The organism is Streptomyces sp. NPDC002680 (assembly GCF_042889145.1).
Lineage (GTDB): Bacteria > Actinomycetota > Actinomycetes > Streptomycetales > Streptomycetaceae > Streptomyces > Streptomyces adonidis.
Genome location: NZ_JBIAQP010000006.1, coordinates 465,784 through 490,609, shown reverse-complemented (window position 1 = coordinate 490,609; position 24,826 = coordinate 465,784). Strand labels below are relative to the sequence as shown.

Here is a 24,826-nt window from a genome sequence, read left to right as displayed (position 1 = left end):
GCCGTCATGGGCCCAAGAGACCCTCTTTTGCCCGGGAGTTGACCGCAGTACCGTCCGGCACATGCCGAAACGCACGCGCTTCACGACCTGGAGAACGCTCGCGACGGCGGCCACCGCCGCTTTCATGGCCGCCCTGCTCACCCCGGCCGTCGCCCACAGCGCCCCACGGGAGAGCAGACCCGTCTACTCGTACGACAACGCCATCCGCGAGGCCGTCTGGGTGGACACCGGACTCGACGGCGACAGCGACGGGAAGACCGACCGCGTGGCCGTCGACATCGTCCGGCCGCGCGAACTCGCCGCGCAGGGCCGCAAGATACCCGTGATCATGGACGCCAGCCCCTACTACTCCTGCTGCGGACGCGGCAACGAGAGCCAGCGCAAGACGTACGACGCGAACGGCAACGTTGTCCAGATGCCGCTGTTCTACGACAACTACTTCGTCCCGCGCGGCTACGCCTTCGTCGGCGTCGACCTGGCCGGCACCAACCGCTCCGACGGCTGCGTCGACGTCGGCGGACGCTCCGACATCCAGTCCGCCAAGGCCGTCGTCGACTGGCTGAACGGCCGCGCCAAGGCCTACACGAGCCGCACCGGCACCGACCGCGCCAAGGCGACCTGGACCAACGGCAAGACGGGCATGATCGGCAAGAGCTACGACGGCACGATCGCCAACGGCGTGGCCGCCACGGGCGTCAAGGGCCTGGAGACGATCGTCCCGATCAGCGCGATCTCCTCCTGGTACGACTACTACTTCGCCCAGGGCGCCCCCCTCTACGACTCCGGTCCCGAATGGCTGTCGAACTACGTCGAGAGCCCGGCCGCCCGCGCCAAGTGCGCCGCCGTACAGCAGAAGATCGTCGACGGAGCCCCGCGCACCGGTGACTGGACGTCCTTCTGGACCGAGCGTGACTACGTGAAGGACGCCCGGAAGATCAAGGCCAGCGTCTTCGTCATCCACGGCCAGCAGGACCTCAACGTGCGCCCCAAGCACTTCGGCCAGTGGTGGGACGCCCTCGCGAAGAACCGCGTCGAGCGCAAGATCTGGCTCTCCCAGACCGGCCACGTCGACCCCTTCGACTTCCGCCGCGCCGCCTGGGCCGACACCCTGCACCGCTGGTTCGACCACGAACTCCTCGGCTACGACAACGGCGTCGACGACGAGCCCATGGCCGACATCGAGCGTCACCCCGACCAGTGGGTCACCTCGAACATCTGGCCGCCCCGCACCACGGACACGGTGACCCTGCGCCCCGGCACCGGCGACCAGCCCGGCGTCGGCACCCTGGGCCTGCGCAAGCAGTCCGGCACGGAGAAGTTCACCGACGACCCGACCCTGAGCGAGACCGACTGGTCGGCGCAGATCGACAGTTCGACGTCCGGGAAGGTCGGCTTCACCACGAAACCCCTGGCCAAGGACCTGCGCGTGTCCGGCTCGTCCACGGTGACCGTGACGGCGACCCCGAGCACCACCACCGCCCACCTGACCGCCGTCCTGGTCGACCTCGGCCCCGACACCATCCGGGACTACGCCGACCCCGCCGAGGGCATCACCACCCTCACCGACCGCACCTGCTGGGGCCCGAGCACCACCGGCGACAGCTCCTGCTTCCGCTCGACCCAGGCGAAGACGACCGCCGTCGACTACACGATCCTCAGCCGCGGCTGGGCCGACCTGGGCAACCACGCCTCGGCCACGAAGGGCGTCCCGCTCACCCCGGGCAAGCGCTACACGATCACCCTCGACCTGCACGCCACCGACCACGTGATCCCGGCGGGTCACCGCCTCGCCCTGATCGTCGCGGGCACGGACAAGGACCTCATCGACCCCCCGTCGACGACCCCCACCCTCACGCTCGACCTGTCCCGTACGACGGCCAGGGTCCCGCTCGTCGGCGGTGCGGGCGCGTTCGCGCGGGCCACGGCCGGTACGGTCGCCGCCACCCCGAGCCCGTCCCTCCTCGACGGCGTACGCGACCCGCGCGCCGCCCACCGCATCCCGGGAGCGATATGAACCCGCGTCTGGCCACGGTGATCGCCGCCGCCCTCGCCGCACCCTTACTGTCGGCCCCCGCTTATGCCGCCGAGGCCCAACCGGCGCCCCCACGCACCGGATTCGAGCAGACGAACGGCGCCCGCTGGACCAGCCAGCCCGAGGAACAGGACTTCCTCACCGCCGTGGACCGGGCGAGCACCCGCGTGACCCTCACCGGCATCGGCACCACCAAACAGAACCGCCCCGTCCAACTCGTACGCATCGGCGAACGCCCGACCACCCGAACCGTGCTGCTCATCTGCAGCCAGCACGGCGACGAGCCGTCCGGCCGCGAGGCCTGCCTGACGACGATCCGCGACCTGGCGTACGCGAAGGACGCGCGGACGAAGGAGTTCCTGTCCCGCACCACCCTGCTGGTCGTCCCCACCGCCAACCCCGACGGCCGCGCCGCCGACACCCGGGGCAACAGCGACGGCGTCGACATCAACCGCGACCACCTGTCCCTCCAGACGGCGGAAGCGAGAGCGATGGCGAAGGTCCTGCGGGACCGCCAACCGGATGTCGTCTACGACCTGCACGAGTACGGCGCCACACCCCTGTACTACGAGAAGGACCTGTTCGACCTCTGGCCGCGCAACCTCAACACCGACGCGGCCGTCCACACCGAGGCACAGACCCTGTCCCAGACGTACGTCCGACCGGCCGCCGGAAGCGCCGGGTTCACGACCGGCACGTACGGCATCTGGACCGACCCCGTCACCGGTGACCCGATCCGCCAGGTCGCCGGGGACGGACAGGAACGCATCCTGCGGAACATGTCCGGCGTGAAGCACTCGGTCGGACTGCTGATCGAGAGCCGCGTAGAGCCGCTGACGGAGGGGATCCCGGAAGCGGACAACAACCGGCGCCGGGTGGACTCCCAACTGGCCGCCCTGAAGGGTCTGTTCAGCTTCGCCGGCGAGCGGGGCCGCCAGATCGACACAGCCACGGCCGCCGCCCGCCTGACCGGCTACCGCGACACCGGCCCGGTCTACCTCGGCGGCGCGGACAACGACCCGCCCGAACCGACCGAGGTGATCGAGAACCCGGCGTGCGGCTACCGGCTCACGGGCGAGCAGTACGAGGAGGTGGCCGACGAACTGGCGCTGCACGGAGTACGGGTGAGGCCGGAGGCGGGCGGGGCGTATGTCCCCCTGCGCCAGTCACTGCGCGCCCTGGTACCGCTGCTCCTGGACGAGCGGGCCCCCTACCACCTGACGGAGGGGGAGCCGGACACGAACTGCTGAGCGGGCAGGAAACGGGTTGTCCGCGGTGGTCCGTTGCGGGGCGGGGCGGGAATCGGGTTGTCCGTGGCGGAGGGGGCTGGGCCGGTGATGTCGGGTGGCGCGCGAGCGCCCCCGACAGGGGCGCGGGGAACTGCGCGACCAGCCCCCACCGGCCCGCGGCAAAAAACAAACCCACTCACCCCCCGACAAGCCGCGCAGCGCCCGCCGCACACCCCCAGGCGACCGTAACCCCCGCCCCACCATGCCCATAGTTGTGCACCAACACCCGCCCCCCATCGACCAGTTCACGCTCCAGCCGAACCACGTCACGGGCGGGCCGCAGCCCGACCCGATGACCCAGCACCCTCGCTCCGGCGATCGCCGGCCGTACAACCGCACAGCGCCGCACGATCTCCTCGGCCACCACCGGATCAGGCACCAACGACCACTCGTCCTCCTCCGCCGTACCGCCCAGAATCAGCCCACCCGGCTGCGGAAAGAAGTACGTGGTCTTCGGACCGGAGTGCCCCGCCGCCGTGAACCACGTAGTGATCCCCGGGTTCTCCACGACGACCAACTGCCCCCGCACGGGACGTACCGCCGGATCCGGCACCAGTTCGCGCGCCCCGAGCCCCGTGCAGTTGACGACGACATCCACCCCGTCGGCCCCCGTGGCCTCGGCGAGACTCCTGACGGAACGTTTCTCCATGATCCCGCCCGCCGCGAGGAACCGTTCCCGCAGCCACCCCAGATGAACCGGCATGTCGATCAACGGCAGCCTGGCCCGAAGCCCTTCGTCCGTCTCCCGCAGCCCCGGTACCCGCGCGGCCCACGGACCCAGCTCGTCCAGCCGCTGCCCGGCCTGTACACCCTCGACCATGCGTACGCCCGTCTCCCCGGGCCGCTCCGCCAATGTCTCGTAGACGGAGAACGACGCGAGCGCCCACTCCCCGGTGAGCGCCTCCGGCTCGATCCGGTACGGCCACCACAGCGCGCCCGCAACTGCCGAGGTGGTCCGCTCGGCGGGCTCCCGCGTCCACACCCGGACCCGTCGGCCGCGCTCGGCCAGCACGACCGCCGTCGTCAGGCCGACGACCCCGCCGCCGACCACGATCACTTCACCGCTCCGCCGCGTCTCCACGCGGGGACGGTAGCGGAATATGTCATGCCGTGCTCAGATCGCTCCCAGTGTGGGGATACTCACAGCATGTCTGCCGAGTACGCCACCTTCGGCCTGGCACCGGCGATGCGTGCCGGTGGAGTCCTCGCCAACGGTGACTACCAAGTCCACCGGGACTTCCTCGACTTCATCGTCGACGGCCGTCCCCTCCTCTACCAGCTCTCCGACCTCGACGCGGTCTCCCCGCTCGCCTCCGACGTCCCGCCCGCGATCTTCACCGCCCAGGTCCGCGGCCTGCTTCTGGAGGCCGACGCACCCCTGGAGGGCGGCCGGTACGTCATCTATGGCTGTCCCGAGTGCGCCGACCTCGCGTGTGGTGCCGTGACCGCGGCCATCGAGAGGGACGGCGACGACTATGTGTGGCGCGACTTCGCCTGGCAGACGGACACCCACGCCGACCTGGAGCAGAACGGCTACCACGGCATCGGGCCCTTCCGTTTCCCGGGCGCCGAGTACCGGGAGGCCCTCGGGTCCCTCCTCGACACCGCGGAGGCCACGGAGTCCGTGGAACCGGGCGCGGCCCGTCGCCGGGTCCTGCTGATCGGCGCCCGGGTCGCCGTCCTCGCCAAGCTCGCCGCCGCCCTGCGCACCATCGGTATCGGCGCGGACATCACCCGGGACGCCACGGACGTCCCCGCCGACGAACTGCGCGGCTACGGCGCCGTCGCCTTCGGCCGCGCGATCGACGAGGAGGAACGTGCCGCCGTACGCCGTTCCTTCGAACACGCGGGCGTCGAGGTGGCGTACGTCGACGGGCTCGCCCCGATCGTCCCGCTCCTCGTCGCCCAGATCGAACACGCCCTGGACCGCAGCCCGTTGGAACGTCGCCGCCTCACCCGCCTGGTCGCGGCCGACGGCGAGGCGGGCATAGAGGTCACCTCCACGTGCCGCGTCCACCTCACGGCGTACCGCCAGGACCGCCTGTACCGCACCCAGGCCCACGAGGTCTTCGACGGCATCCTCGAACCGGGCCGGCACCGCATCGCCCTGGACGCGAAGGCGGTGAAGGGGGAGTCGTTCATCGTGGCGCGTACGTCGGGAACGGTGCTGGTCGAGCCGATGGCGAGGTGAAATCCCGGACGCGGTCGGCCATGGACGGCGGCTAGGGTCTGTCGTTCGGATCACGCCGGCTGGGGATTGCGGCGCCCTTGTCTGCCGGTGAGCGGGGTGATGGGGGTCCCCCTGCTCGAGCGAAGTCGAGAGTGGGGGAGCGTGCAGCTGCAAGGCGGAGGAGGGAGTCGACGCGATGGGGGTCCCCCCGCGCGAGTTCGTTCGAGTGTGGGGGAGTCGGCGAGTGACGACAACGCGGCAGATGCGCGCCCGCCGCGGAGCGGCCAATGTCCCGGCCGCCCCGGGGCCCAGGCGTGATCCAAACGACAGGCCCTAGGATCGGCACCCTGATGACTGCCACCCTCGTCGCCAAGAACCTCGCCGCCGGCCACGGCGACCGCTCCCTCTTCTCCGGGCTCGACCTCGTCGTCGCGCCCGGAGACGTGATCGGGCTGGTCGGAGCCAACGGCGCGGGCAAGTCCACGCTGCTGAAGATGCTCGCCGGGCTGCTCCCGCCCGAGCAGGGCGAACTGCGCCTCTCCCCGCCGACCGCGAGCGTCGGCCATCTCCCGCAGGAGCCGGAGCGCCGGGAGGGCGAGACCGTCCGCGACTTCCTCGCCCGCCGCACGGGCGTGGCCGAGGCCCAGCGGGTCATGGACGAGGCGACCCAGGCCCTGGTCGACGGCTCCCCGGGCGCGGACGACGCGTACTCGACAAGCCTGGAGCGCTGGCTCGACCTCGGCGGCGCCGACCTGGACGAACGGGCGGAGGAGGTGGCGGACTCCCTGGCCCTGACGGTGGACCTGGACCAGCCGATGACATCCCTGTCGGGCGGCCAGGCGGCAAGAGCGGGCCTCGCCTCCCTGCTCCTCTCCCGCTACGACGTCTTCCTCCTCGACGAGCCGACGAACGACCTGGACCTCGACGGCCTGGAGCGCCTGGAACGCTTTGTCAAGGGCCTGCGCGCGGGCACGCTGGTCGTCAGCCACGACCGGGAGTTCCTCACCCGCACGGTCACGAAGGTCCTCGAACTCGACCTGGTCCAGCAGCAGATCAGGCTGTACGGGGGTGGCTACGAGGCCTATCTGGAGGAGCGGGAGGTCGCCCGCAGGCATGCCCGCGACGACTTCGAGGAGTACGCCGACAAGCGTTCCGCGCTCCAGGACCGGGCCCAGATGCAGCGCGGCTGGATGGACAAGGGCGTCAAGAACGCCCGGCGCAAGGCGAACAACGACAACGACAAGATCGGCCGCAAGTTCCGTAGCGAGGCGAGTGAGAAGCAGGCCGCGAAGGCCCGCCAGACGCAGCGCATGATCGAACGCCTGGACGTGGTCGAGGAGCCGCGCAAGGAGTGGGAACTGCGCATGGAGATCGCGGCGGCGCCGCGATCCGGCTCGGTCGTCGCCACCCTGCGGGACGCGGAGGTGCGCCGGGCGGGCTTCACGCTCGGTCCGGTGAGCGTCCAGATCGACTGGGCGGACCGGATCGCGGTCACGGGTGCGAACGGGGCGGGCAAGTCGACGTTTCTGGGCGCCCTGTTGGGCCGGGTCCCGCTGGACGCGGGGCACGCGGCGCTCGGCTCGGGTGTGGTGGTGGGGGAGGTGGACCAGGCCCGCAAGCTGTTCCACGGCCCGGAGGCGCTGCTTGACGCGTTCTGCGAGGCGGTTCCGGACACGGAGCCGGCGGAGGTGCGCACGCTTCTGGCCAAGTTCGGCCTGAAGGCGGAGCATGTCCTGCGTCCGGCGGCGACGCTGTCCCCCGGCGAGCGCACCAGATCAGCTCTGGCGCTCCTCCAGGGCCGAGGTGTGAACCTCCTGGTCCTGGACGAACCGACCAACCACCTCGACCTCCCGGCCATCGAACAACTGGAACAGGCCCTGGATTCCTACGAGGGCACGCTCCTTCTGGTCACCCACGACCGCAGAATGCTGGACGCGGTGCGGGTGACGCGGCGCTTCGAAGTGGCGGCCGGCAAGGTGTCGGAGCTGGGGTAGCGGGCATGGCTGCGGCCTGGTGGGGGCCGGCCGCGCAGTTCCCCGCGCCCCTGAAAAGCCCGTCCGTCCCGTTTCGTTTGGCTGCGGCGCCGTCGTGGCTGGTCGCGCAGTTCCCCGCGCCCCTAGGAGGGCGCTTCGCGCCCGTCCGACCCGCCCAGCTGCGGGCATGCGTGCCGCTAGGGGCGGCACGGGTGGGCGCAGCGGCACCCCGTACAGCGCCGGGCTGCGCGACCCACCCGTCGGTCGGCGTCAACGTGGGGTGCCCTCGTGACTAAGGGCAACCCGGCGTTCACCTCCGCTTGGGATCCACCAACCCCGCCTTCCGCAACGCATCCGCCATCGCACTGTTCCCCGGCGCGGGCGCCCCCTGCCGAGCGCCTCCGCCTCCACCCCCCTGCCGCTGCTGCCGAGGCTGAGGCGGCCGCCCGCCCCGCTGCTGAGGCCGGCCCCCGCCCTGCCCCTGCTGCTCCCCGGAGGGTGCTGCCTCGTCGTCCAACCGCAGCGTCAGCGAGATCCGCTTCCGGGGAATGTCCACGTCAAGCACCTTCACCTTGACGATGTCCCCGGACTTGACCACGTCGTGCGGGTCCTTCACGAAGGTCTTGGACATCGCCGACACATGCACCAGCCCGTCCTGGTGGACACCGACATCCACGAACGCCCCGAAGGCGGCCACGTTCGTGACCACCCCCTCCAGCACCATCCCGGAGGACAGGTCGCCGATCTTCTCGACCCCGTCCTTGAAGGTCGCCGTCTTGAAGGCGGGCCGAGGGTCACGCCCGGGCTTCTCCAGCTCGCGCAGGATGTCCGTCACCGTCGGCAGACCGAACGTCTCGTCGACGAATTCATCGGGCCGCAACGACCGCAGCACAGCCGTGTTCCCGACCAGCGAGGCCACCCCGCTCCCCGCCGACTTCACCATCCGCCGCACCACCGGATACGCCTCCGGGTGCACACTGGACGCGTCCAGCGGATCGTCCCCGCCCCGGATCCGCAGGAACCCCGCACACTGCTCGTACGCCTTCGGCCCGAGCCGCGCGACCCCCTTCAGCTGGGACCGCGACTTGAAGGGCCCATTGGCGTCCCGGTGCGCCACGATGTTCTCCGCGAGCCCGGAGGAGATACCGGAGACCCGCGAGAGCAGCGGCGCGGACGCCGTGTTGACGTCGACCCCGACACCGTTCACACAGTCCTCGACCACCGCGTCCAGCGACCGCGACAGCTTCAACTCGGACAGATCGTGCTGGTACTGCCCGACCCCGATCGACTTCGGGTCGATCTTCACCAGCTCGGCCAGCGGGTCCTGCAGACGCCGAGCGATCGACACCGCCCCGCGCAGCGAGACGTCCATGTCCGGCAGCTCCTGCGAGGCGAACGCCGACGCCGAGTACACGGACGCGCCCGCCTCGGACACCATCACCTTGGTGAGCTTCAACTCCGGGTGCCTGGTGATGAGTTCACCGGCGAGCTTGTCGGTCTCCCGGGACGCCGTACCGTTGCCGATCGCGACCAGCTCGACCGCGTGCTCCTTGGCGAGCCGCGCCAGCTTGGCCAGCGCCTCGTCCCACTTGTTCGCCGGGACGTGAGGGTAGATGACATCCGTGGCGACGACCTTCCCGGTCGCGTCCACCACCGCCACCTTCACACCCGTACGGAACCCGGGGTCGAGCCCCAGCGTCGCGCGCGTGCCGGCCGGGGCGGCGAGCAGCAGGTCGCGCAGGTTCGCCGCGAACACGTTGACGGCCTCGTCCTCCGCGACCGTACGCAGCCGAAGGCGCACGTCGATGCCGAGGTGCACCAGGATCCGGGTCCGCCAGGCCCAGCGCACGGTGTCCACGAGCCACTTGTCGCCGGGCCGGCCGCGCTCGGCGACCCCGAACCGGTGGGCGATGATCCCCTCGTACGAGGAAGGGCCCTCCGTCGGCTCCTCCGGCTCCAGGACCAGGTCGAGGACGTCCTCCTTCTCGCCGCGCAGCATCGCGAGGATGCGGTGCGAGGGCAGGGCGGTGAAGGGCTCGGCGAAGTCGAAGTAGTCGGCGAACTTGGCGCCCGCCTCCTCCTTGCCCTCCTTCACCTTGGCGGCCAGCCGTCCGCGCACCCACATGCGCTCGCGCACCTCGCCGATCAGGTCGGCGTCCTCCGAGAACCGTTCGGTGAGGATCGCGCGGGCGCCGTCCAGCGCGGCCTGCGGATCGGCGACGCCCTTGTCGGCGTCGACGAAGGCCGCGGCGGCCGCCAGCGGGTCGACGGACGGGTCGCCGAGCAGGCCCTCGGCCAGCGGCTCAAGGCCCGCCTCACGCGCGATCTGCGCCTTCGTCCGCCGCTTCGGCTTGAACGGCAGATAGATGTCCTCCAGGCGCGCCTTCGTCTCGGCACCGCGGATCTGCGCCTCGACCTCGGGCGTCAGCTTGCCCTGCTCGCGCACCGATTCGAGGATCGCGGCCCGCCGCTCCTCCAGCTCCCGCAGATAGCGCAGCCGCTCCTCCAACGTGCGCAGCTGCGCATCGTCGAGCATCTCGGTCGCTTCCTTGCGGTAGCGGGCGATGAAGGGAACCGTCGAACCCCCGTCGAGCAACTCGACGGCGGCTCTCACCTGCCGCTCCCGTACGCCGAGCTCCTCGGCGATCCTGCCTTCGATGGACCCTACGAGGGGTGTCGTCACGATCCCGTACCGCCTTCTCCACTGAGGTTGCGCGGCAATTGTGGCAGGTGACACCGACAACCGAGGATCAGACGGTTCGGCAACGCGCCCCAAAGGGGCGCGGGGAACTGCGCGACCAGCCACGACGTTGCCGCAGCAGACCGACAACAGGGTTCACCGTCACGTAGAAGACGCCGGCCCCGTCCAGGAGAACTCCGCCCGCCGCCGTTCCAGGAACGCGGCCACCCCCTCCGCCACCTCGCCGCCGGCCCGCACCTGCTCGTCGGCCCAGTACGCGTCCCGGTCGGTGCGCCCGTTCACGAACTCCTTCGCCGCCGCCTGGGTGAGCAGTGAGCGCGAGGCCAGCACGCGCGTGAACTCAGCGACCCGTTTGTCGAGTTCGTCGCCGGGCAGCACCTCGTCGAGGAAGCCGGTGCGCAGCGCCCGTTCCGTGTCGATCAGCTCGCCCGAGAAGAGGAGGTACTTGGCCGTCGCGGGGCCGACCAGGGCCGCCAGCCGCCGGGTGGACGACGCTGGGTACACCAGCCCCAGCTTCGCCGGTGTCACCCCGAACAGCGACCCCTCCTCCGCGAACCGCAGATCGCAGGCCGCCGCGAGCTGCGCCCCGCCACCCACGCAGTGCCCGCGGACCGCCGCCAGCGTCGGCTTCGGGAAGGCCGCGAGCGTGTCCTCCGCCCGCACGGCCAGCCGCTGCGCCTCCTCCGGCGAGCCCTGGAGCGTCGAGATGTCGGCCCCCGCGCAGAACGTCCCGCCCGCCCCGGTGAGCACCAGGACGTGGACGGCCGGATCGGCGGCCAGGGTGTCGAGCAGCGGCGGCAGCGCCCGCCACATGCCGGCCGTCATGGCGTTGCGCTTGGCCGGGTTGTGGATGACGACGGTGGCGACACCGTCGGCGGCACTGTGGGTCAGCTGCGGCTCCATGGGCCGGATCGTATCCGCCGACGCCGAACGCCCGACGAGCGTCCGACGAGGGCGGCAGGCAAACCCGTACAACCCGAATAGTTCATGAAGTCGGCAGGTTGTGACCAGGCGCGGTCGCATATATGCATGTGCCGTGCCTCATCCGTCAGAAGCGCTCGATACGTGCTGACTTCTGTTCAGTTCTCCGGTGGGGACCCGGCGTTACCAACACTCGTCGTGTGGTGACAATCGAGCGCGAGGGCGGCGACCGGACGATGGAGAACCATGGGCGCGAGTCGGACGCACGCCCAGCGGACGACGGCGTGCCCATCGAGCGGAGACCCCTGGATCCGCTTCCCTACGAAGGGGTCTGGAGGTTCACCGCTCCCGCTGTCGACGCCTCCGTCCCACAGGCGCGGCACGCCGTCCGGGACCTGCTGTACCGGCAGGGCGTACCCGCCTCGCCGGACCTGGTGCACGGGCTGCTGCTGATCGTCTCGGAGCTGGCGACCAACGCCGTCCGGCACGCGGCGCTGCTGTCGCCGACGCTCGCCGTGGAGGTCGCCGTCGGCGCCGAGTGGGTGCGGGTGTCCGTGGAGGACAACCACCCCTACCGCCCGACCGCCCTGGAGGCCGACCACGGCCGGACCGGCGGCCGCGGACTGCTCCTGGTCCGCGAGATCGCCAGGGAGGCGGGCGGGGTGTGCGACATCGAACACACGGCGAGCGGCGGCAAGGTCGTCTGGGCGGCCCTGCCGCTCAAACCCGCACCACTACTGCCATAGCCGCAGCTCTGTCACCAGCCGGCCGTCGGGCCCGTCAGCTCCCGGACCGCCGGGCGGGCCGCGTCCAGGACGGTCATGAACCAGGCCGAGAACGGCTCCTTCGCGTGCCGCTCCGCCAGCTCCGCCGGGGTCACGAAGGCCGTGTCCCCGACCTCCTCCGGGTCCGGCGCGAGCGGCGACTGCGCCATCCCGACGAACAGATGGTTGTACTCCTGCTCGACCAGGCCCGACTCCGGGTCCGGGTGGTTGTAGCGGACCGTGCCCGCCTCGGCGAGCAGCGACGGGGAGATCCCCAGCTCCTCGTACGTCCGCCGGGCCGCCGCCGCGAAGGGCGCCTCACCGGGGTAGGGATGGCCGCAGCAGGTGTTGGACCAGACACCGGGGGAGTGGTACTTGCCCAGCGCGCGCTGCTGGAGCAGCAGCCGGCCCTGCTCGTCGAAGAGGAAGACGGAGAACGCCCGGTGCAGCAGACCCGGCGGCTGATGGGCGGAGAGCTTCTCGGCGGTGCCGATCGTCGTGCCGTTCTCGTCGACCAGTTCGAGCAAGATCGCTTCTGCTGTGCCGTTCGACGAACTGTTGTGCGTCGCGGTGGCAGGTGTGATCGGCATACCCATCCTTCGCCTCGGTCTTCGAGCCCCAAGTCTGCCGTACGAATCCGGCACTCCCGGCACTTCGCGGCACCCCCCGCATGTCCGGCGCGAAAGCCCCCGGACAGCGACCGGATAGTCAATCGTGCCCTGTCCCCCGGCAGTGGAACCGTCCGGGAGGGGGGCTTGAAGAAGGGGACGCGGGCGCGCGCCGGACGGCTGCGTTCCGGTCGGCATGGCCCGGGAACGGGCTCAGTGGCAGATGGACTCGTGCTCCGCGTGCCCGCCCGGCTCCAGCTGGAAGGTGCAGTGCTCCACGTCGAAGTGGTCGCCCAGGCAGCCCTGGAGCTCGTGCAGCATCTTCTCGTGGCCTATCCCGCTCAGCACGTCCGAACTGACGACCACGTGCGCCGACAGCACCGGCATCCCGGAGGTGATCGTCCAGGCGTGCAGATCGTGTACGTCCTCCACACCGGGCAGCGCCACTATGTGGGCCCGCACCTCCGCCATGTCGACGCCCCGGGGAGCTGCCTCCAGCAGCACGTTCAGGGTCTCGCGCAGCAGCTTGACCGTGCGCGGGACGATCATCAGACCGATGATGACCGAGGCGATGGGGTCGGCCCGCTGCCAGCCCGTGGCCATGATGACCAGCGCCGAGATCAGCACCGCGAGCGAGCCCAGCGCGTCCGCCGCGACCTCCAGGAAGGCGCCGCGCACGTTCAGGCTCTCCTTCTGGCCGCGCATCAGCATCGTCAGCGAGATCATGTTCGCGACCAGACCGATCAGACCGAAGACGACGGTCACCCCGCCCGCGGTCTCGGCCGGTGTGATGAACCGCTGGATCGCCTCGTACAGGACGTATCCGCCGACGCCGAGCAGCAGCAGACAGTTGGCGAGCGCGGCGAGGATCTCGGCGCGGGCGTACCCGAAGGTGCGGTTGCCGGTCGGCGGGCGGTTCGCGAAGTGGATCGCGAGCAGGGCCATGCCGAGGCCCAGCGCGTCCGTCGCCATGTGCGCCGAGTCCGCGATCAGCGCGAGGGAGTCGGCGACGACCCCGCCGACGACCTCGACCACCATGACGGTGAGCGTGATGGCCAGCGCGATGCGCAGCCGCCCCTGGTACGCGGCTGCCGCCGTACCCGTGGTCGGCGCGCCGTGCGCGTGTCCGTGATCGTGCCCAGCCCCCATGGAAGCCGCCTCCTGTGTCGTCCCTGACCCCGTCCCGTGATCAGTGAACTACGGGTGGGGGGTATGTGGCAACGCGACGCTGAACACCGTTGTCATGTGCCCTGACCTGCGGAAACGAATCACAGGTCAGAGGTGCGGCGGAGGCGGTCGCGATGGTCCCGGGCCTCGGTCACGGCTGGGGGCCATGAACAGCCGGTGAACACGGTCGCGGCCTCATCCGATAACCTCTGCCGACATGCTGCCCGGCCACCGTGGGTCAGGGTTTCCCCCACCATCATGTAAATGACCGGCGTGCACACGTCGGTGTCCAGGGAGTGAGTTGGGTTGCCGACCGCCATCCTCACGGGTCAGCCGGTTCCCGGATCGTCGATCGAGGACGATCTGAGGTCCCTCGGCTTCGACGTGCGGAGCGCGACCGACGTCGCCGGCACCGAGACCCTCCTCGCCGAGTCGCCCTGCGACGAACGGGTCGCCCTCGTCGACGCCCGCTTCGTCGGCCACCTCCACGCCCTGCGCCTCGGTCTCACCGACCCCCGCTTCCCGCTCGCCGCCGTACCGGGCGCCGTGACGGCCCAGCCCGACGCCGGCCGCACGGCCCTGACCCGCGTACTGGCCCGGGAGATCTCCACGGACGCGGACGCCCCCACGGGCCTCGGCAAGGCCGCCTCCGCCTCCGCCGTCGCCGTGGACAGCCTCGCCGACCGCGTCGCCCTCGCCCTGGAGGCGGACGGCGCCGACGTCCACCGCCCCGAGCTGGGCAGCCTGACCGCAGCGGTCCCCGCCGACCCGCAGGCCCGCAACGAGGCACGGCAGGCCGTCGCCGCCGTCGACGACGAGGCCGTACGCCTGAAGTCGGCCGTGAAGTCCCGGGACGGCTTCTTCACCACGTTCTGCGTCAGCCCGTACTCCCGCTACCTCGCGCGCTGGTGCGCCCGCCGCGGCCTCACCCCGAACCAGGTCACCACCGCCTCGCTGCTCACCGCGCTGATCGCGGCCGGCTGCGCGGCGACCGGCACCCGCGGCGGCTTCGTCCTCGCCGGCGTGCTCCTGCTCGTCTCCTTCGTCCTGGACTGCACGGACGGCCAGCTCGCCCGCTACTCCCTCCAGTACTCGACGCTCGGCGCCTGGCTGGACGCGACCTTCGACCGCGCCAAGGAGTACGCCTACTACGCGGGCCTCGCCCTCGGCGCGGCCCGGGGCGGCGACGACGTATGGGCCCTCGCCCTCGGCGCGATGATCCTGCAGACCTGTCGGCACGTCGTCGACTTCTCCTTCAACGAGGCCAACCACGACGCGACGGCGAACACCAGTCCCACGGCCGCCCTCTCCGACCGCCTCGACAGCGTCGGCTGGACGGTCTGGGTACGGCGGATGATCGTCCTGCCGATCGGCGAGCGCTGGGCCCTGATCGCCGTCCTCACGGCGTTCACGACCCCCCGTGTCACCTTCACTGTGCTGCTCATCGGCTGCGGCTTCGCCGCGACGTACACCACGGCGGGTCGCGTCCTGCGCTCACTCACCCGAACGGCTCAGCGCACCGAGCGCGCCGCGCAAGCCCTGGAGGACCTCGCGGACAGTGGGCCGCTCGCGGAGCTGGTGGCGCGCATTCCCGGGCGCACGGCGGGCGGCTCGCGCCTCCTCCTCGCGCTGGAAGGCGCGGCGGTGCTGATCTTCGCCGTATGGGTGTGCTCCTACGGCAGCCCGATCCCCGTCGCTCTCACCGTGCTGTACGTGCTCTGCGCGGGCAGCGCGGTCGCACTGCCCCTCACGGGCCGCCTCGACTGGCTCGTCCCCCCGGTCTTCAGGGTCGCCGAATACGGCACAGTCCTCCTTCTCGCGGGCAAAGCGGAGGTAAACGGAGCACTTCCCGCGGCTTTCGGCCTCGTGGCCGCCGTCGCCTACCATCACTACGACACGGTGTACCGCATCCGTGGCAACGCCGGAGCGCCCCCGCGCTGGCTGGTACGGGCGAGCGGAGGGCACGAGGGCCGGACGCTGGTGGTCGTCGTACTGGCCGCACTGCTCAGTGCCTCGCAGTTCGTGGTCGCGCTCACGGTCCTCGCCGTGGCCGTGGCCCTGCTGGTGCTCGCCGAGAGCATCCGCTACTGGGTGACCGCCCACCAGGGCGGCGCGCCCGCCGTACACGACGAAGGAGAACCCGCATGATCGGCCTCGTGCTGGCGGCCGGCGCCGGACGGCGTCTGCGCCCCTACACCGACAGCCTGCCCAAGGCTCTCGTGCCGGTCGGCCCCGCGGGCGAAGAGGACGGCCCCACCGTCCTCGACCTCACCCTCGCCAACTTCGCCGAGATAGGCCTCACCGAGGCCGCGATCATCGTCGGATACCGCAAGGAGACCGTGTACGAGCGGCAGGCGGCCCTGGAGGAGAAGTACGGGCTGAAGCTCACCCTCATCGACAACGACCGCGCCGAGGAGTGGAACAACGCCTACTCCCTCTGGTGCGGCCGGGACGCCCTCGCCGACGGGGTCATCCTCGCCAACGGCGACACCGTGCACCCCGTTTCCGTCGAGAAGACCCTGCTCGCCGCGCGCGGCGACGGGAAGCGCATCATCCTGGCCCTCGACATGGTGAAGGATCTCGCCGACGAGGAGATGAAGGTGGTCGTGGACCCGGAGAAGGGCGTGCGCAGGATCACCAAGCTGATGGACCCGGCGGAGGCCACCGGCGAGTACATCGGCGTCACCCTCATCGAGGGCGCCGCCGCCGCCGAGCTGGCCGACGCCCTGAAGACCGTGTGGGAGACCGACCCCCAGCAGTTCTACGAGCACGGCTACCAGGAACTGGTCGACCGCGGCTTCCGGATCGACGTGGCACCCATAGGCGAGGTCCCGTGGGTCGAGATAGACAACCACGACGATCTCGCCCGAGGACGGGAGATCGCGTGCCGGTACTGACGAGGCTGATCCCCTCGCCGGTCGTCGTCGACATCCGCCGGGGGGCCCTGAACCATCTGGCGGACGTGCTGTTCGACCAGCGGATCTCGCACTCCGGGAAGATCGCCGTCGCGATCAGTGCCGGCTCCGGCGCCAGGCTGCGCGAGCGGCTCGCCCCGGCGCTGCCCGGCGCGAGCTGGTACGAGGTCGCCGGCGGCACCATCGACGACGCGATCCGGCTGGGCGACGCCATCAAGTCCGGCCACTACGACGCCGTGGTCGGCCTCGGCGGCGGCCGGATCATCGACTGCGCCAAGTTCGCCGCGGCCCGCGTGGGCCTGCCGCTGGTCGCCGTCGCCACCAACCTCGCGCACGACGGCCTGTGCTCCCCGGTCGCCACCCTCGACAACGACGCGGGGCGCGGCTCGTACGGCGTACCGAACCCGATCGCCGTTGTCATCGACCTCGATGTGATCCGGGAGGCCCCGGTGCGGTTCGTGCGCTCCGGGATCGGCGACGCCATGTCGAACATCTCCGCGGTCGCCGACTGGGAGCTGGCGAGCGAGGTCAACGGCGAGAAGATCGACGGCCTCGCCGCCGCGATGGCCCGCCAGGCGGGCGAGGCTGTCCTCCGTCACCCCGGCGGGGTCGGCGACAACGCGTTCCTCCAGGTGCTGGCCGAGGCGCTGGTCCTCACCGGTATCGCCATGTCGGTGTCGGGCGACTCCCGCCCCTCCTCCGGCGCCTGTCACGAGATCAACCACGCCTTCGACCTGCTGTACCCCAAGCGCGCCGCCAGCCACGGCGAACAGTGCGGCCTCGGCGCCGCCTTCGCCATGTACCTGCGCGGCGCGGCCGAGGAAGCGGCGTACATGGCCGAGGTACTGCGCCGGCACGGGCTGCCGGTGCTGCCGGGGGAGATCGGCTTCACCACGGACGAGTTCGTACGGGTCGTCGAGTACGCCCCGCAGACCAGACCCGGTCGCTACACGATCCTGGAACACCTCGACCTCACGAACGACCAGATCAAGGACACGTACGCGGACTATGTCAAGGCCATCGGTAGCTGAACTACGCCCCGTCGTCCACCCCGAAGGGGTGAAGGACCGGCGCAGCGGCGAGCACTGGGCGGGACGCCTCTACATGCGCGAGGTGTCCCTGCGGGTCGACCCGTACCTGGTGGACACCAGGATCACGCCCAACCAGCTCACGTACCTGATGGTCGTCGCGGGCGGTCTGGCGGGCGCGGCCCTCCTGGTGCCCGGCCTCACCGGCGCGATCCTGGGCGTCGTACTGATCCAGCTGTACCTGCTCCTCGACTGCGTCGACGGCGAGATCGCCCGCTGGCGGAACCAGACCTCGATCACCGGCGTGTACCTCGACCGCATCGGCCACTACCTCTCCGAGTCGGCCCTGCTGATCGGCTTCGGGCTGCGCGGCGCCGACCTCTGGGACGGCTCCGGGACGCCCGAGTGGCTGTGGGCGTTCCTAGGCACCCTGGCCGCGCTCGGCGCGATCCTGATCAAGGCCGAGACCGACCTGGTGGACGTGGCCCGGTCCCGCAGCGGTCTGGAGGCCGCCAAGGAGGAGCTGTCGGTACCGCGCTCCGAGGGGCTCGCCCTGGCCCGCAAGGCTGCCGCCGCCCTGAAGTTCCACCGGCTGATCGGTGGCGTCGAGGCGAGCCTCTTCATCCTCTTCGTGGCGATCCTCGACGCCTTCGGCGGCGACCTGTTCTGGACCCGTCTGGGCATCGCCGTACTGGCCGGCATCGCGATCCTGCAGACCGTGCTGCACCTCGTGTCCATCCTCGCCTCCAGCAGGCTCCGGTGAGGAGCGCCATGAGAGTCGGCGCGGTGATCATCACCATGGGCAACCGCCCCGACGAACTCCGCGCCCTCGTCGACTCGATCGCCAAACAGGAGGGCGACCCGGTCGAGGTCGTCGTGGTCGGCAACGGCTCGCCCGTCCCCGACCTCCCCGAGGGCGTACGGAGCATCGAGCTGCCCGAGAACCTCGGCATCCCCGGTGGACGCAACGTCGGCATCGAGGCGTTCGGCCCGGCCGGCGGCGACGTCGACATCCTGATGTTCCTCGACGACGACGGTCTCCTCGGCCACCAGGACACCGCCGAACTGTGCCGCCGGGCCTTCACCGACGACCCGGAACTGGGCATCATCAGCTTCCGCATCGCCGACCCCGACACCGGCCTCACCCAGCGCCGCCATGTGCCCCGCCCGGGCACCACGGACCCGATGCGCAGCTCCCGCGTCACCAGTTTCCTGGGCGGCGCCAACGCCGTCCGCACCAAGGTCTTCGCCGAAGTGGGCATCCTCCCCGAGGAGTTCTTCTACGCCCACGAGGAGACCGACCTGGCCTGGCGGGCCCTCGACGCGGGCTGGATGATCGACTACCGGGCCGACATGCTGCTCTACCACCCAACGACCGCGCCCTCCCGGCACGCGGTCTACCACCGCATGGTCGCCCGCAACCGGGTCTGGCTGGCCCGCCGCAACCTTCCGGCCCCCCTCGTACCCGTGTACCTGGGGGACTGGCTGCTCCTCACACTCCTCCGAAGGCCCTCCCGCCCGGCGCTCAGAGCCTGGTGGGGCGGGTTCAAGGAGGGCCTGACCACCCCGTGCGGACCCCGCCGGCCCATCCGGTGGCGTACGGTGTGGCGGCTGACCCGACTGGGCCGCCCCCCAGTGATCTGAGAAGCTCTTACCCAGTGCCCCCGCGGGCCGACCGCACTCCGCTTCCCGGCCCGCGCTCTGCCCCGTTCAGCTGCGCATATTGAAGACGAAAGTTTCCATTTGTGAGTGAGACAACGCATGACGGCGGTGTCGCGGTGAGCGACCGACCGTCACCCGACGACGGCCTCTCCGCGGCCGGACTCGCCGCGAAGTACGGGCTCGCCGTGAGCGGCGCCCGTCCCCGACTCGTCGAGTACGTCCGCCAGTTGTGGGGACGGCGTCACTTCATCCTCGCCTTCTCGCAGGCGAAACTGACCGCTCAGTACAGCCAGGCCAAACTCGGCCAGCTGTGGCAGGTGGCCACACCGCTGCTGAACGCGGCCGTGTACTTCTTCATCTTCGGCGTGATCCTCGAAGCCGACCGGGGCATGCCCCGCGAGGTGTACATCCCGTTCCTCGTCACGGGCGTCTTCGTGTTCACCTTCACGCAGAGCTCCGTGATGGCGGGCGTCCGCGCGATCTCCGGCAACCTCGGCCTGGTGCGCGCCCTGCACTTCCCGCGCGCCGCCCTGCCGGTCTCCTTCGCGCTGCAGCAGCTCCAGCAGCTGCTCTTCTCGATGATCGTGCTGTTCGTGGTGTCGATCGGCTTCGGCAGCTACCCCAAGCTGTCCTGGCTGCTGATCGTCCCGGCGCTGGTCCTCCAGTTCCTCTTCAACACCGGCCTCGCGCTGATCATGGCCCGGTGGGGTGCGTCCACCCCGGACCTCGCCCAGCTGATGCCGTTCGTGATGCGTACGTGGATGTACGCGTCCGGCGTGATGTTCTCCATCCCGGTCATGCTCGCCGACAAGCCCCAGTGGCTCGCCGACGTCCTCCAGTGGAACCCCGCCGCCATCTACATGGACCTGATGCGCTTCGCGCTCATCGACGGCTACGGCTCGGAGAACCTGCCGCCGCACGTCTGGGCGGTCGCGGGCGGCTGGGCCGCGCTGTTCGCCCTCGGCGGCTTCGTGTACTTCTGGCAGTCGGAGGAGAGGTACGGCCGTGGCTGACCCGATTCCCGGGGACAAGATCCCCACTGTCATCGCGGACGAACTCCACATCGTCTACCGCGTCAACGGCGCCAAGACCGGCAAGGGCAGCGCCACCTCCGCCCTGAGCCGCATCGTGAAGCGCGGCGAGTCACCGGGTGTGCGCAAGGTGCACGCCGTACGAGGTGTCTCCTTTGTCTCCTACCGGGGTGAGGCCGTCGGTCTGATCGGCTCCAACGGCTCCGGCAAGTCGACCCTGCTGCGCGCCATCGCCGGTCTGCTCCCCGCCGAGAAGGGGCACGTGTACACGGACGGGCAGCCCTCCCTGCTCGGCGTCAACGCCGCCCTGATGAACGACCTCACGGGCGAACGGAACGTCATATTGGGCGGCCTCGCGATGGGTATGTCCCGCGAGGAGATCAAGGAGCGCTACCAGCAGATCGTCGACTTCTCAGGGATCAACGAGAAGGGCGACTTCATCACCCTGCCGATGCGCACCTACTCCTCCGGCATGGCCGCGCGGCTGCGGTTCTCCATCGCCGCCGCCAAGGACCACGACGTACTGATGATCGACGAGGCCCTGGCGACCGGTGACCGGTCCTTCCAGAAGCGCTCCGAGGACCGCATCCGGGAACTGCGCAAGCACGCGGGCACGGTGTTCCTGGTCAGTCACAACAACAAGTCGATCAGGGACACCTGCGACCGCGTCCTGTGGCTGGAACGCGGTGAACTGCGCATGGACGGGCCGACGGACGAGGTGCTCAAGGAGTACGAGAAGTTCACCGGCAAGTAGCGGACAGTCGCCCGGCGGATCGCCGGGTGAAATCGGGGCCCCGCCGGAACTGTTCCGGCGGGGCCCCGCGTCTGCAAAGGAAACGTCAACTCCGGCCCGCCCCAGGAATCTTGACGCCAATCGGTTCGTTCTTGTGATGCGCAGGACACCCCGACGGACCACGCCGCGTTGTACAACGTAAGCTGTACCAGTGCTGAATCGCGGCAAGTAGGGCGATACCGCGCGACACCCGGCATCGGACCGCCGCGCGGACGGCTGGGCGGCGTGTCCGAAATAGTGCCCATTGGGTCAGCAGTGTAGAACGGGAGATGTGACGGCGATGGCTACGGAAACTCCCCAGCTCCCCACAGCGTGTGCCGTCTCCGCCCCGGGCAGTGAACGGTGACGGCAACCGGCCATGCGCGCACCGCCGACCCGGAGCGCGGCACGCTCGACAAGGCCGCGGACGAGAACTTCCCCGTGGCACCGTTCTTCCTGCCCAAGGCCTGGCGCACCGACCTCATGGCCGTCTACGGCTTCGCCCGCCTCGTCGACGACATCGGTGACGGCGACCTCGCCCCCGGCGGCGCCGACGCCCGCCTGCTCGGCGTCGCCCCCGAGGCGGCCGACGACCGGTTCGCCCTCCTCGACGCCTTCGAGACCGACCTGCGCAGGGTCTTCGACGGCACCCCGCGCCACCCGCTGCTGCAGCGACTCCAGCCGACGGTGCGCCGCCGCGCCCTCACCCCCGAGCCGTTCCTCGGCCTGATCGCCGCCAACCGCCAGGACCAGCAGGTCAAGCGGTACGAGACGTACGACGACCTCCTCGCCTACTGCGAGCTGTCCGCCAACCCCGTCGGCCGACTCGTCCTCGCCGTCACCGGCACCGCGACACCCGAGCGGATCCGCCGCTCCGACGCCGTGTGCACGGCCCTCCAGATCGTCGAACACCTCCAGGACGTCGCCGAGGACCTCGGCCGCGACCGGATCTATCTGCCCGCCCAGGACATGAAGCGCTTTCACGTCCAGGAGGCGGATCTCGCCGTCCCCACCGCAGGAGCGTCGGTGCGCGCACTGATCGCATACGAAGCGGAACGCGCACGTGACCTGCTGAATGAAGGCACCCCCCTCGTGGGTAGCGTCCACGGCAGGCTGAAGCTGCTGCTCGCGGGTTTCGTGGCGGGGGGAAAGGCGGCAATCCAAGCGATCGCCGCCGCCGAATACGACGTACTTCCCGGCCCGCCCAAGCCCGGCAGGATCCAGTTGCTGCGCAAGGTGGGCACAACCCTGCGAGGAGAGGGGTGATCCGGACCGTGGAGTCGGAACCACACGTGTCCGCACCGGTACTCGCCGCCTACAGCTACTGCGAGACCGTCACCGGGCAGCAGGCCCGCAACTTCGCGTACGGCATCAGACTGCTGCCGACGCCGAAGCGGCGCGCCATGTCCGCCCTGTACGCGTTCTCACGGCGCGTCGACGACATCGGTGACGGCACACTGGCCCCCGAGGTCAAGGCGGCACGGCTGGAGGACACCAGAGCACTGCTCACCCGGGTGCGCGAGGGCGCGGTCGACGAGGACGACACCGATCCCGTCGCGGTCGCCCTCAGTCACGCGGGGACACACTTCCCGATCCCGCTCGGCGGCCTCGACGAACTCATCGACGGCGTCGTGATGGACGTACGCGGTGAGACGTACGAGACCTGGGACGACCTGAAGGTCTACTGCCGCTGTGTGGCCGGGGCCATCGGTCGGCTGTCCCTGGGCGTGTTCGGCACGGAGAAGGGCGCGCGGGGTGCGGAACGCGCCTCGGAGTACGCCGACACGCTGGGGCTCGCGCTCCAGCTCACCAACATCCTGCGCGATGTCCGCGAGGACGCCGAGGGCGGGCGGACCTATCTGCCCTCCGACGACCTCGCCAAGTTCGGCTGCTCGGCCGGGTTCAACGGGCCGAACCCGCCGGAGGGCTCCGACTTCGCGGGTCTCGTCCACTTCGAAGTGCGGCGCGCCCGCGCCCTGTTCGCCGAGGGCTACCGGCTGCTGCCCATGCTCGACCGGCGCAGCGGCGCCTGTGTCGCCGCCATGGCCGGCATCTACCGCCGCCTCCTCGACCGCATCGAACGCGAGCCGGAGGCCGTGCTGCGCGGCCGGGTCTCGCTGCCCGGACGCGAGAAGGCGTACGTCGCGGTGCGCGGCCTGTCCGGTCTGGACGCCCGGCATGTCTCCCGGCGGACCGTCAGGAGGCGGGCCTGATGGACAATTCGGCCCAAGGTGATGTGACCGAGACGAAACGGCGCGCAACCCTCCGGTCCGGGACGGCGTCCCTGACTTCAACGGCCTGCCGTGCGGCGTTCATCCGGCACGGCGGGTGCACAGGGGGGAGTGCGCGATGAGCGACGGTACGCAGCCCGGAGAACGTCCGGGCCACCACGGTGAGAAGAGCGCCGTGGTGGTCGGCGGCGGACTGGCCGGCATCACGGCTGCGCTCTCGCTTGCCGACGCAGGGGTCCGCGTCACGCTGCTCGAAGGCCGGCCGCGGCTCGGCGGGCTCGCCTTCTCCTTCCAGCGCGACGGACTCACCGTCGACAACGGCCAGCACGTGTACCTGCGTTGCTGCACCGCATACCGCTGGTTCCTCGACCGTATCGACGCCGCCGAACTCGCCCCGGTGCAGGCACGTCTCGACGTGCCGGTCGTCGACGTGGCGAAACCCGCCGGACGGCGCCTGGGCAGACTTCGGCGCGATCCGCTGCCCGTACCTCTGCATCTCGGGCGCAGCCTGGCCACGTATCCGCACCTCTCGCTCGCCGAGCGCGCCAGAGTAGGGCGTGCCGCACTCGCGCTCAAGGCGCTGGACCTCGCCGACCCGGCGCTGGACGCACAGGACTTCGGCAGCTGGCTGGCCGCGCACGGTCAGTCGCCGCGTGCCGTCGAGGCACTGTGGGACCTGGTGGGGGTCGCCACCCTCAACGCGGTGGCCGGGGACTCGTCCCTCGGGCTCGCCGCGATGGTGTTCAAGACCGGTCTGCTGTCCGACCCGGGCGCGGCCGACATCGGCTGGGCGCGCGTCCCGCTGGGCGAACTGCACGACACTCTGGCCCGCAAGGCGCTCGACTCCGCGGGCGTGCGTACCGAAGTCCGTACACGCGTCACCTCCATCCAACACAACGAGAACGGCCGTTGGACCGTTCAGGTTCCCGGCGAGACCCTCGACGCGGACGCCGTCGTGCTCGCCGTGGCCCAGCAGGAGGCGCACGATCTTCTGCCCGCGGGTGCGCTCGACGCGCCCGAGCGGCTGCTGGAGATCGGCACCGCGCCGATCCTCAACGTGCATGTGGTGTACGACCGGAAGGTGCTGAGCACGCCGTTCCTCGCGGCGCTCGGCAGCCCGGTGCAGTGGGTGTTCGACCGGACCGAGGCGTCCGGGCTCGGTGGCGACGGCCAGTATCTGGCGCTGTCGCAGTCGGCGGCGCACGACGAGATCGACGAACCCGTGGCGGCTCTGCGCGAGCGGTATCTGCCGGAGCTGGAGCGGCTGTTGCCCCGCGCGCGGGGCGCCGAAGTACGGGACTTCTTCGTCACCCGGGAGCGGACAGCGACGTTCGCCCCCACCCCCGGCGTCGGCCGGCTGCGGCCCGGCGCCCGCACCAATACCCCCGGCCTGTACCTGGCCGGTTCGTGGACCGCCACGGGGTGGCCCGCGACCATGGAGAGTGCGGTCCGCAGCGGCGTCAGCGCGGCCGGTGCCGCGCTGGGCGCCCTGGGCCGGCCCCGCCACCACCTCTTCGACGTCGAGGAGGCGGCCTGATGCTCGACCATCAGCACGCGACGGG

General features: G+C 70.7%; 21 protein-coding genes. 16 read left to right on the top strand and 5 right to left on the bottom strand.

Annotated elements, in window-relative coordinates; all coding sequences use genetic code 11:
• Positions 1-61: 61 nt before the first annotated feature.
• Entirely contained in the window at positions 62-2,014 is a 1,953-nt protein-coding gene (locus ACFYXF_RS19065) for a Xaa-Pro dipeptidyl-peptidase (protein ID WP_389350741.1), read from the top strand.
• Positions 2,011-3,282: a M14 family metallocarboxypeptidase gene (locus ACFYXF_RS19060; protein WP_389350740.1), complete on the top strand. Its 1,272-nt coding sequence runs from the start codon at positions 2,011-2,013 to the stop codon at positions 3,280-3,282. The genes ACFYXF_RS19065 and ACFYXF_RS19060 overlap by 4 nt, the downstream gene beginning before the upstream one ends.
• 175 nt (positions 3,283-3,457) lie before the next feature.
• Here the strand turns inward: ACFYXF_RS19060 and ACFYXF_RS19055 are convergent, their stop codons facing one another.
• Complete coding sequence (locus ACFYXF_RS19055; RefSeq protein WP_389350771.1) at positions 3,458-4,378, bottom strand: FAD-dependent oxidoreductase; 921 nt, start codon at positions 4,376-4,378, stop codon at positions 3,458-3,460.
• 90 nt (positions 4,379-4,468) lie between these two features.
• Between ACFYXF_RS19055 and ACFYXF_RS19050 the strand changes: the two genes are divergently transcribed.
• Together ACFYXF_RS19050 and ACFYXF_RS19045 are read left to right on the top strand one after the other, a co-directional pair.
• The gene (locus tag ACFYXF_RS19050) at positions 4,469-5,512 is read left to right on the top strand and encodes an oxidoreductase (RefSeq protein ID WP_389350739.1); all 1,044 of its coding nucleotides are present in this window, start codon (positions 4,469-4,471) and stop codon (positions 5,510-5,512) included.
• A gap of 329 nt (positions 5,513-5,841) precedes the next feature.
• Positions 5,842-7,485: an ABC-F family ATP-binding cassette domain-containing protein gene (locus ACFYXF_RS19045; RefSeq protein WP_389350738.1), complete on the top strand. Its 1,644-nt coding sequence runs from the start codon at positions 5,842-5,844 to the stop codon at positions 7,483-7,485.
• A gap of 289 nt (positions 7,486-7,774) precedes the next feature.
• Here the strand turns inward: ACFYXF_RS19045 and ACFYXF_RS19040 are convergent, their stop codons facing one another.
• Positions 7,775-10,147, bottom strand: a complete 2,373-nt coding sequence (locus ACFYXF_RS19040; protein WP_389350737.1) for a Tex family protein — start codon at positions 10,145-10,147, stop codon at positions 7,775-7,777.
• Positions 10,148-10,306: 159 nt separating this feature from the next.
• Positions 10,307-11,068, bottom strand: a complete 762-nt coding sequence (locus ACFYXF_RS19035; protein ID WP_389350736.1) for an enoyl-CoA hydratase/isomerase family protein — start codon at positions 11,066-11,068, stop codon at positions 10,307-10,309.
• A 254-nt stretch (positions 11,069-11,322) separates the two neighbouring features.
• Between ACFYXF_RS19035 and ACFYXF_RS19030 the strand changes: the two genes are divergently transcribed.
• Positions 11,323-11,832 carry an ATP-binding protein gene (locus tag ACFYXF_RS19030; protein WP_389350770.1) on the top strand — a complete coding sequence of 170 codons (510 nt, stop codon included), beginning with the start codon at positions 11,323-11,325 and terminating at the stop codon, positions 11,830-11,832.
• A gap of 11 nt (positions 11,833-11,843) precedes the next feature.
• Here ACFYXF_RS19030 and idi read toward each other — a convergent pair whose 3' ends face one another.
• Together idi and ACFYXF_RS19020 are read right to left on the bottom strand one after the other, a co-directional pair.
• Entirely contained in the window at positions 11,844-12,440 is a 597-nt protein-coding gene (gene idi / locus ACFYXF_RS19025) for an isopentenyl-diphosphate Delta-isomerase (protein ID WP_369030991.1), read from the bottom strand.
• A 231-nt stretch (positions 12,441-12,671) separates the two neighbouring features.
• Positions 12,672-13,607, bottom strand: a complete 936-nt coding sequence (locus ACFYXF_RS19020) for a cation diffusion facilitator family transporter (RefSeq protein ID WP_389350735.1) — start codon at positions 13,605-13,607, stop codon at positions 12,672-12,674.
• A 324-nt stretch (positions 13,608-13,931) separates the two neighbouring features.
• On the opposite strand from ACFYXF_RS19020, the gene ACFYXF_RS19015 reads away from it, so the two are divergent.
• From ACFYXF_RS19015 to hpnE, 11 genes are all read left to right on the top strand, one after another.
• The gene (locus tag ACFYXF_RS19015; protein ID WP_389350734.1) at positions 13,932-15,773 is read left to right on the top strand and encodes a DUF5941 domain-containing protein; all 1,842 of its coding nucleotides are present in this window, start codon (positions 13,932-13,934) and stop codon (positions 15,771-15,773) included.
• Positions 15,770-16,522 carry a sugar phosphate nucleotidyltransferase gene (locus tag ACFYXF_RS19010; protein ID WP_389350733.1) on the top strand — a complete coding sequence of 251 codons (753 nt, stop codon included), beginning with the start codon at positions 15,770-15,772 and terminating at the stop codon, positions 16,520-16,522. The genes ACFYXF_RS19015 and ACFYXF_RS19010 overlap by 4 nt, the downstream gene beginning before the upstream one ends.
• Entirely contained in the window at positions 16,510-17,571 is a 1,062-nt protein-coding gene (locus tag ACFYXF_RS19005) for an iron-containing alcohol dehydrogenase family protein (protein WP_389350732.1), read from the top strand. Before ACFYXF_RS19010 ends, ACFYXF_RS19005 begins: the two co-directional genes overlap by 13 nt.
• Positions 17,549-18,331 (top strand): CDP-alcohol phosphatidyltransferase family protein, encoded by a 783-nt coding sequence (locus ACFYXF_RS19000; RefSeq protein WP_389350731.1) that lies wholly within the window; start codon positions 17,549-17,551, stop codon positions 18,329-18,331. Before ACFYXF_RS19005 ends, ACFYXF_RS19000 begins: the two co-directional genes overlap by 23 nt.
• Before the next feature lie 8 nt (positions 18,332-18,339).
• Positions 18,340-19,212, top strand: a complete 873-nt coding sequence (locus ACFYXF_RS18995) for a glycosyltransferase family 2 protein (RefSeq protein ID WP_389350730.1) — start codon at positions 18,340-18,342, stop codon at positions 19,210-19,212.
• Positions 19,213-19,313: 101 nt separating this feature from the next.
• Positions 19,314-20,243: an ABC transporter permease gene (locus ACFYXF_RS18990; protein WP_389350729.1), complete on the top strand. Its 930-nt coding sequence runs from the start codon at positions 19,314-19,316 to the stop codon at positions 20,241-20,243.
• Positions 20,236-21,015 carry an ABC transporter ATP-binding protein gene (locus ACFYXF_RS18985; RefSeq protein WP_389350728.1) on the top strand — a complete coding sequence of 260 codons (780 nt, stop codon included), beginning with the start codon at positions 20,236-20,238 and terminating at the stop codon, positions 21,013-21,015. Before ACFYXF_RS18990 ends, ACFYXF_RS18985 begins: the two co-directional genes overlap by 8 nt.
• 381 nt (positions 21,016-21,396) lie before the next feature.
• A complete protein-coding gene (gene hpnC, locus ACFYXF_RS18980) occupies positions 21,397-22,299 on the top strand; it encodes a squalene synthase HpnC (RefSeq protein WP_389350727.1) in 903 nt (300 codons plus the stop codon).
• Entirely contained in the window at positions 22,296-23,246 is a 951-nt protein-coding gene (gene hpnD, locus ACFYXF_RS18975; RefSeq protein WP_389350726.1) for a presqualene diphosphate synthase HpnD, read from the top strand. Before hpnC ends, hpnD begins: the two co-directional genes overlap by 4 nt.
• A complete protein-coding gene (locus tag ACFYXF_RS18970) occupies positions 23,246-23,386 on the top strand; it encodes a DUF6380 family protein (protein ID WP_389350725.1) in 141 nt (46 codons plus the stop codon). Before hpnD ends, ACFYXF_RS18970 begins: the two co-directional genes overlap by 1 nt.
• Entirely contained in the window at positions 23,383-24,801 is a 1,419-nt protein-coding gene (gene hpnE, locus ACFYXF_RS18965; protein ID WP_389350724.1) for a hydroxysqualene dehydroxylase HpnE, read from the top strand. Before ACFYXF_RS18970 ends, hpnE begins: the two co-directional genes overlap by 4 nt.
• The last annotated feature ends 25 nt before the right edge of the window (positions 24,802-24,826 follow it).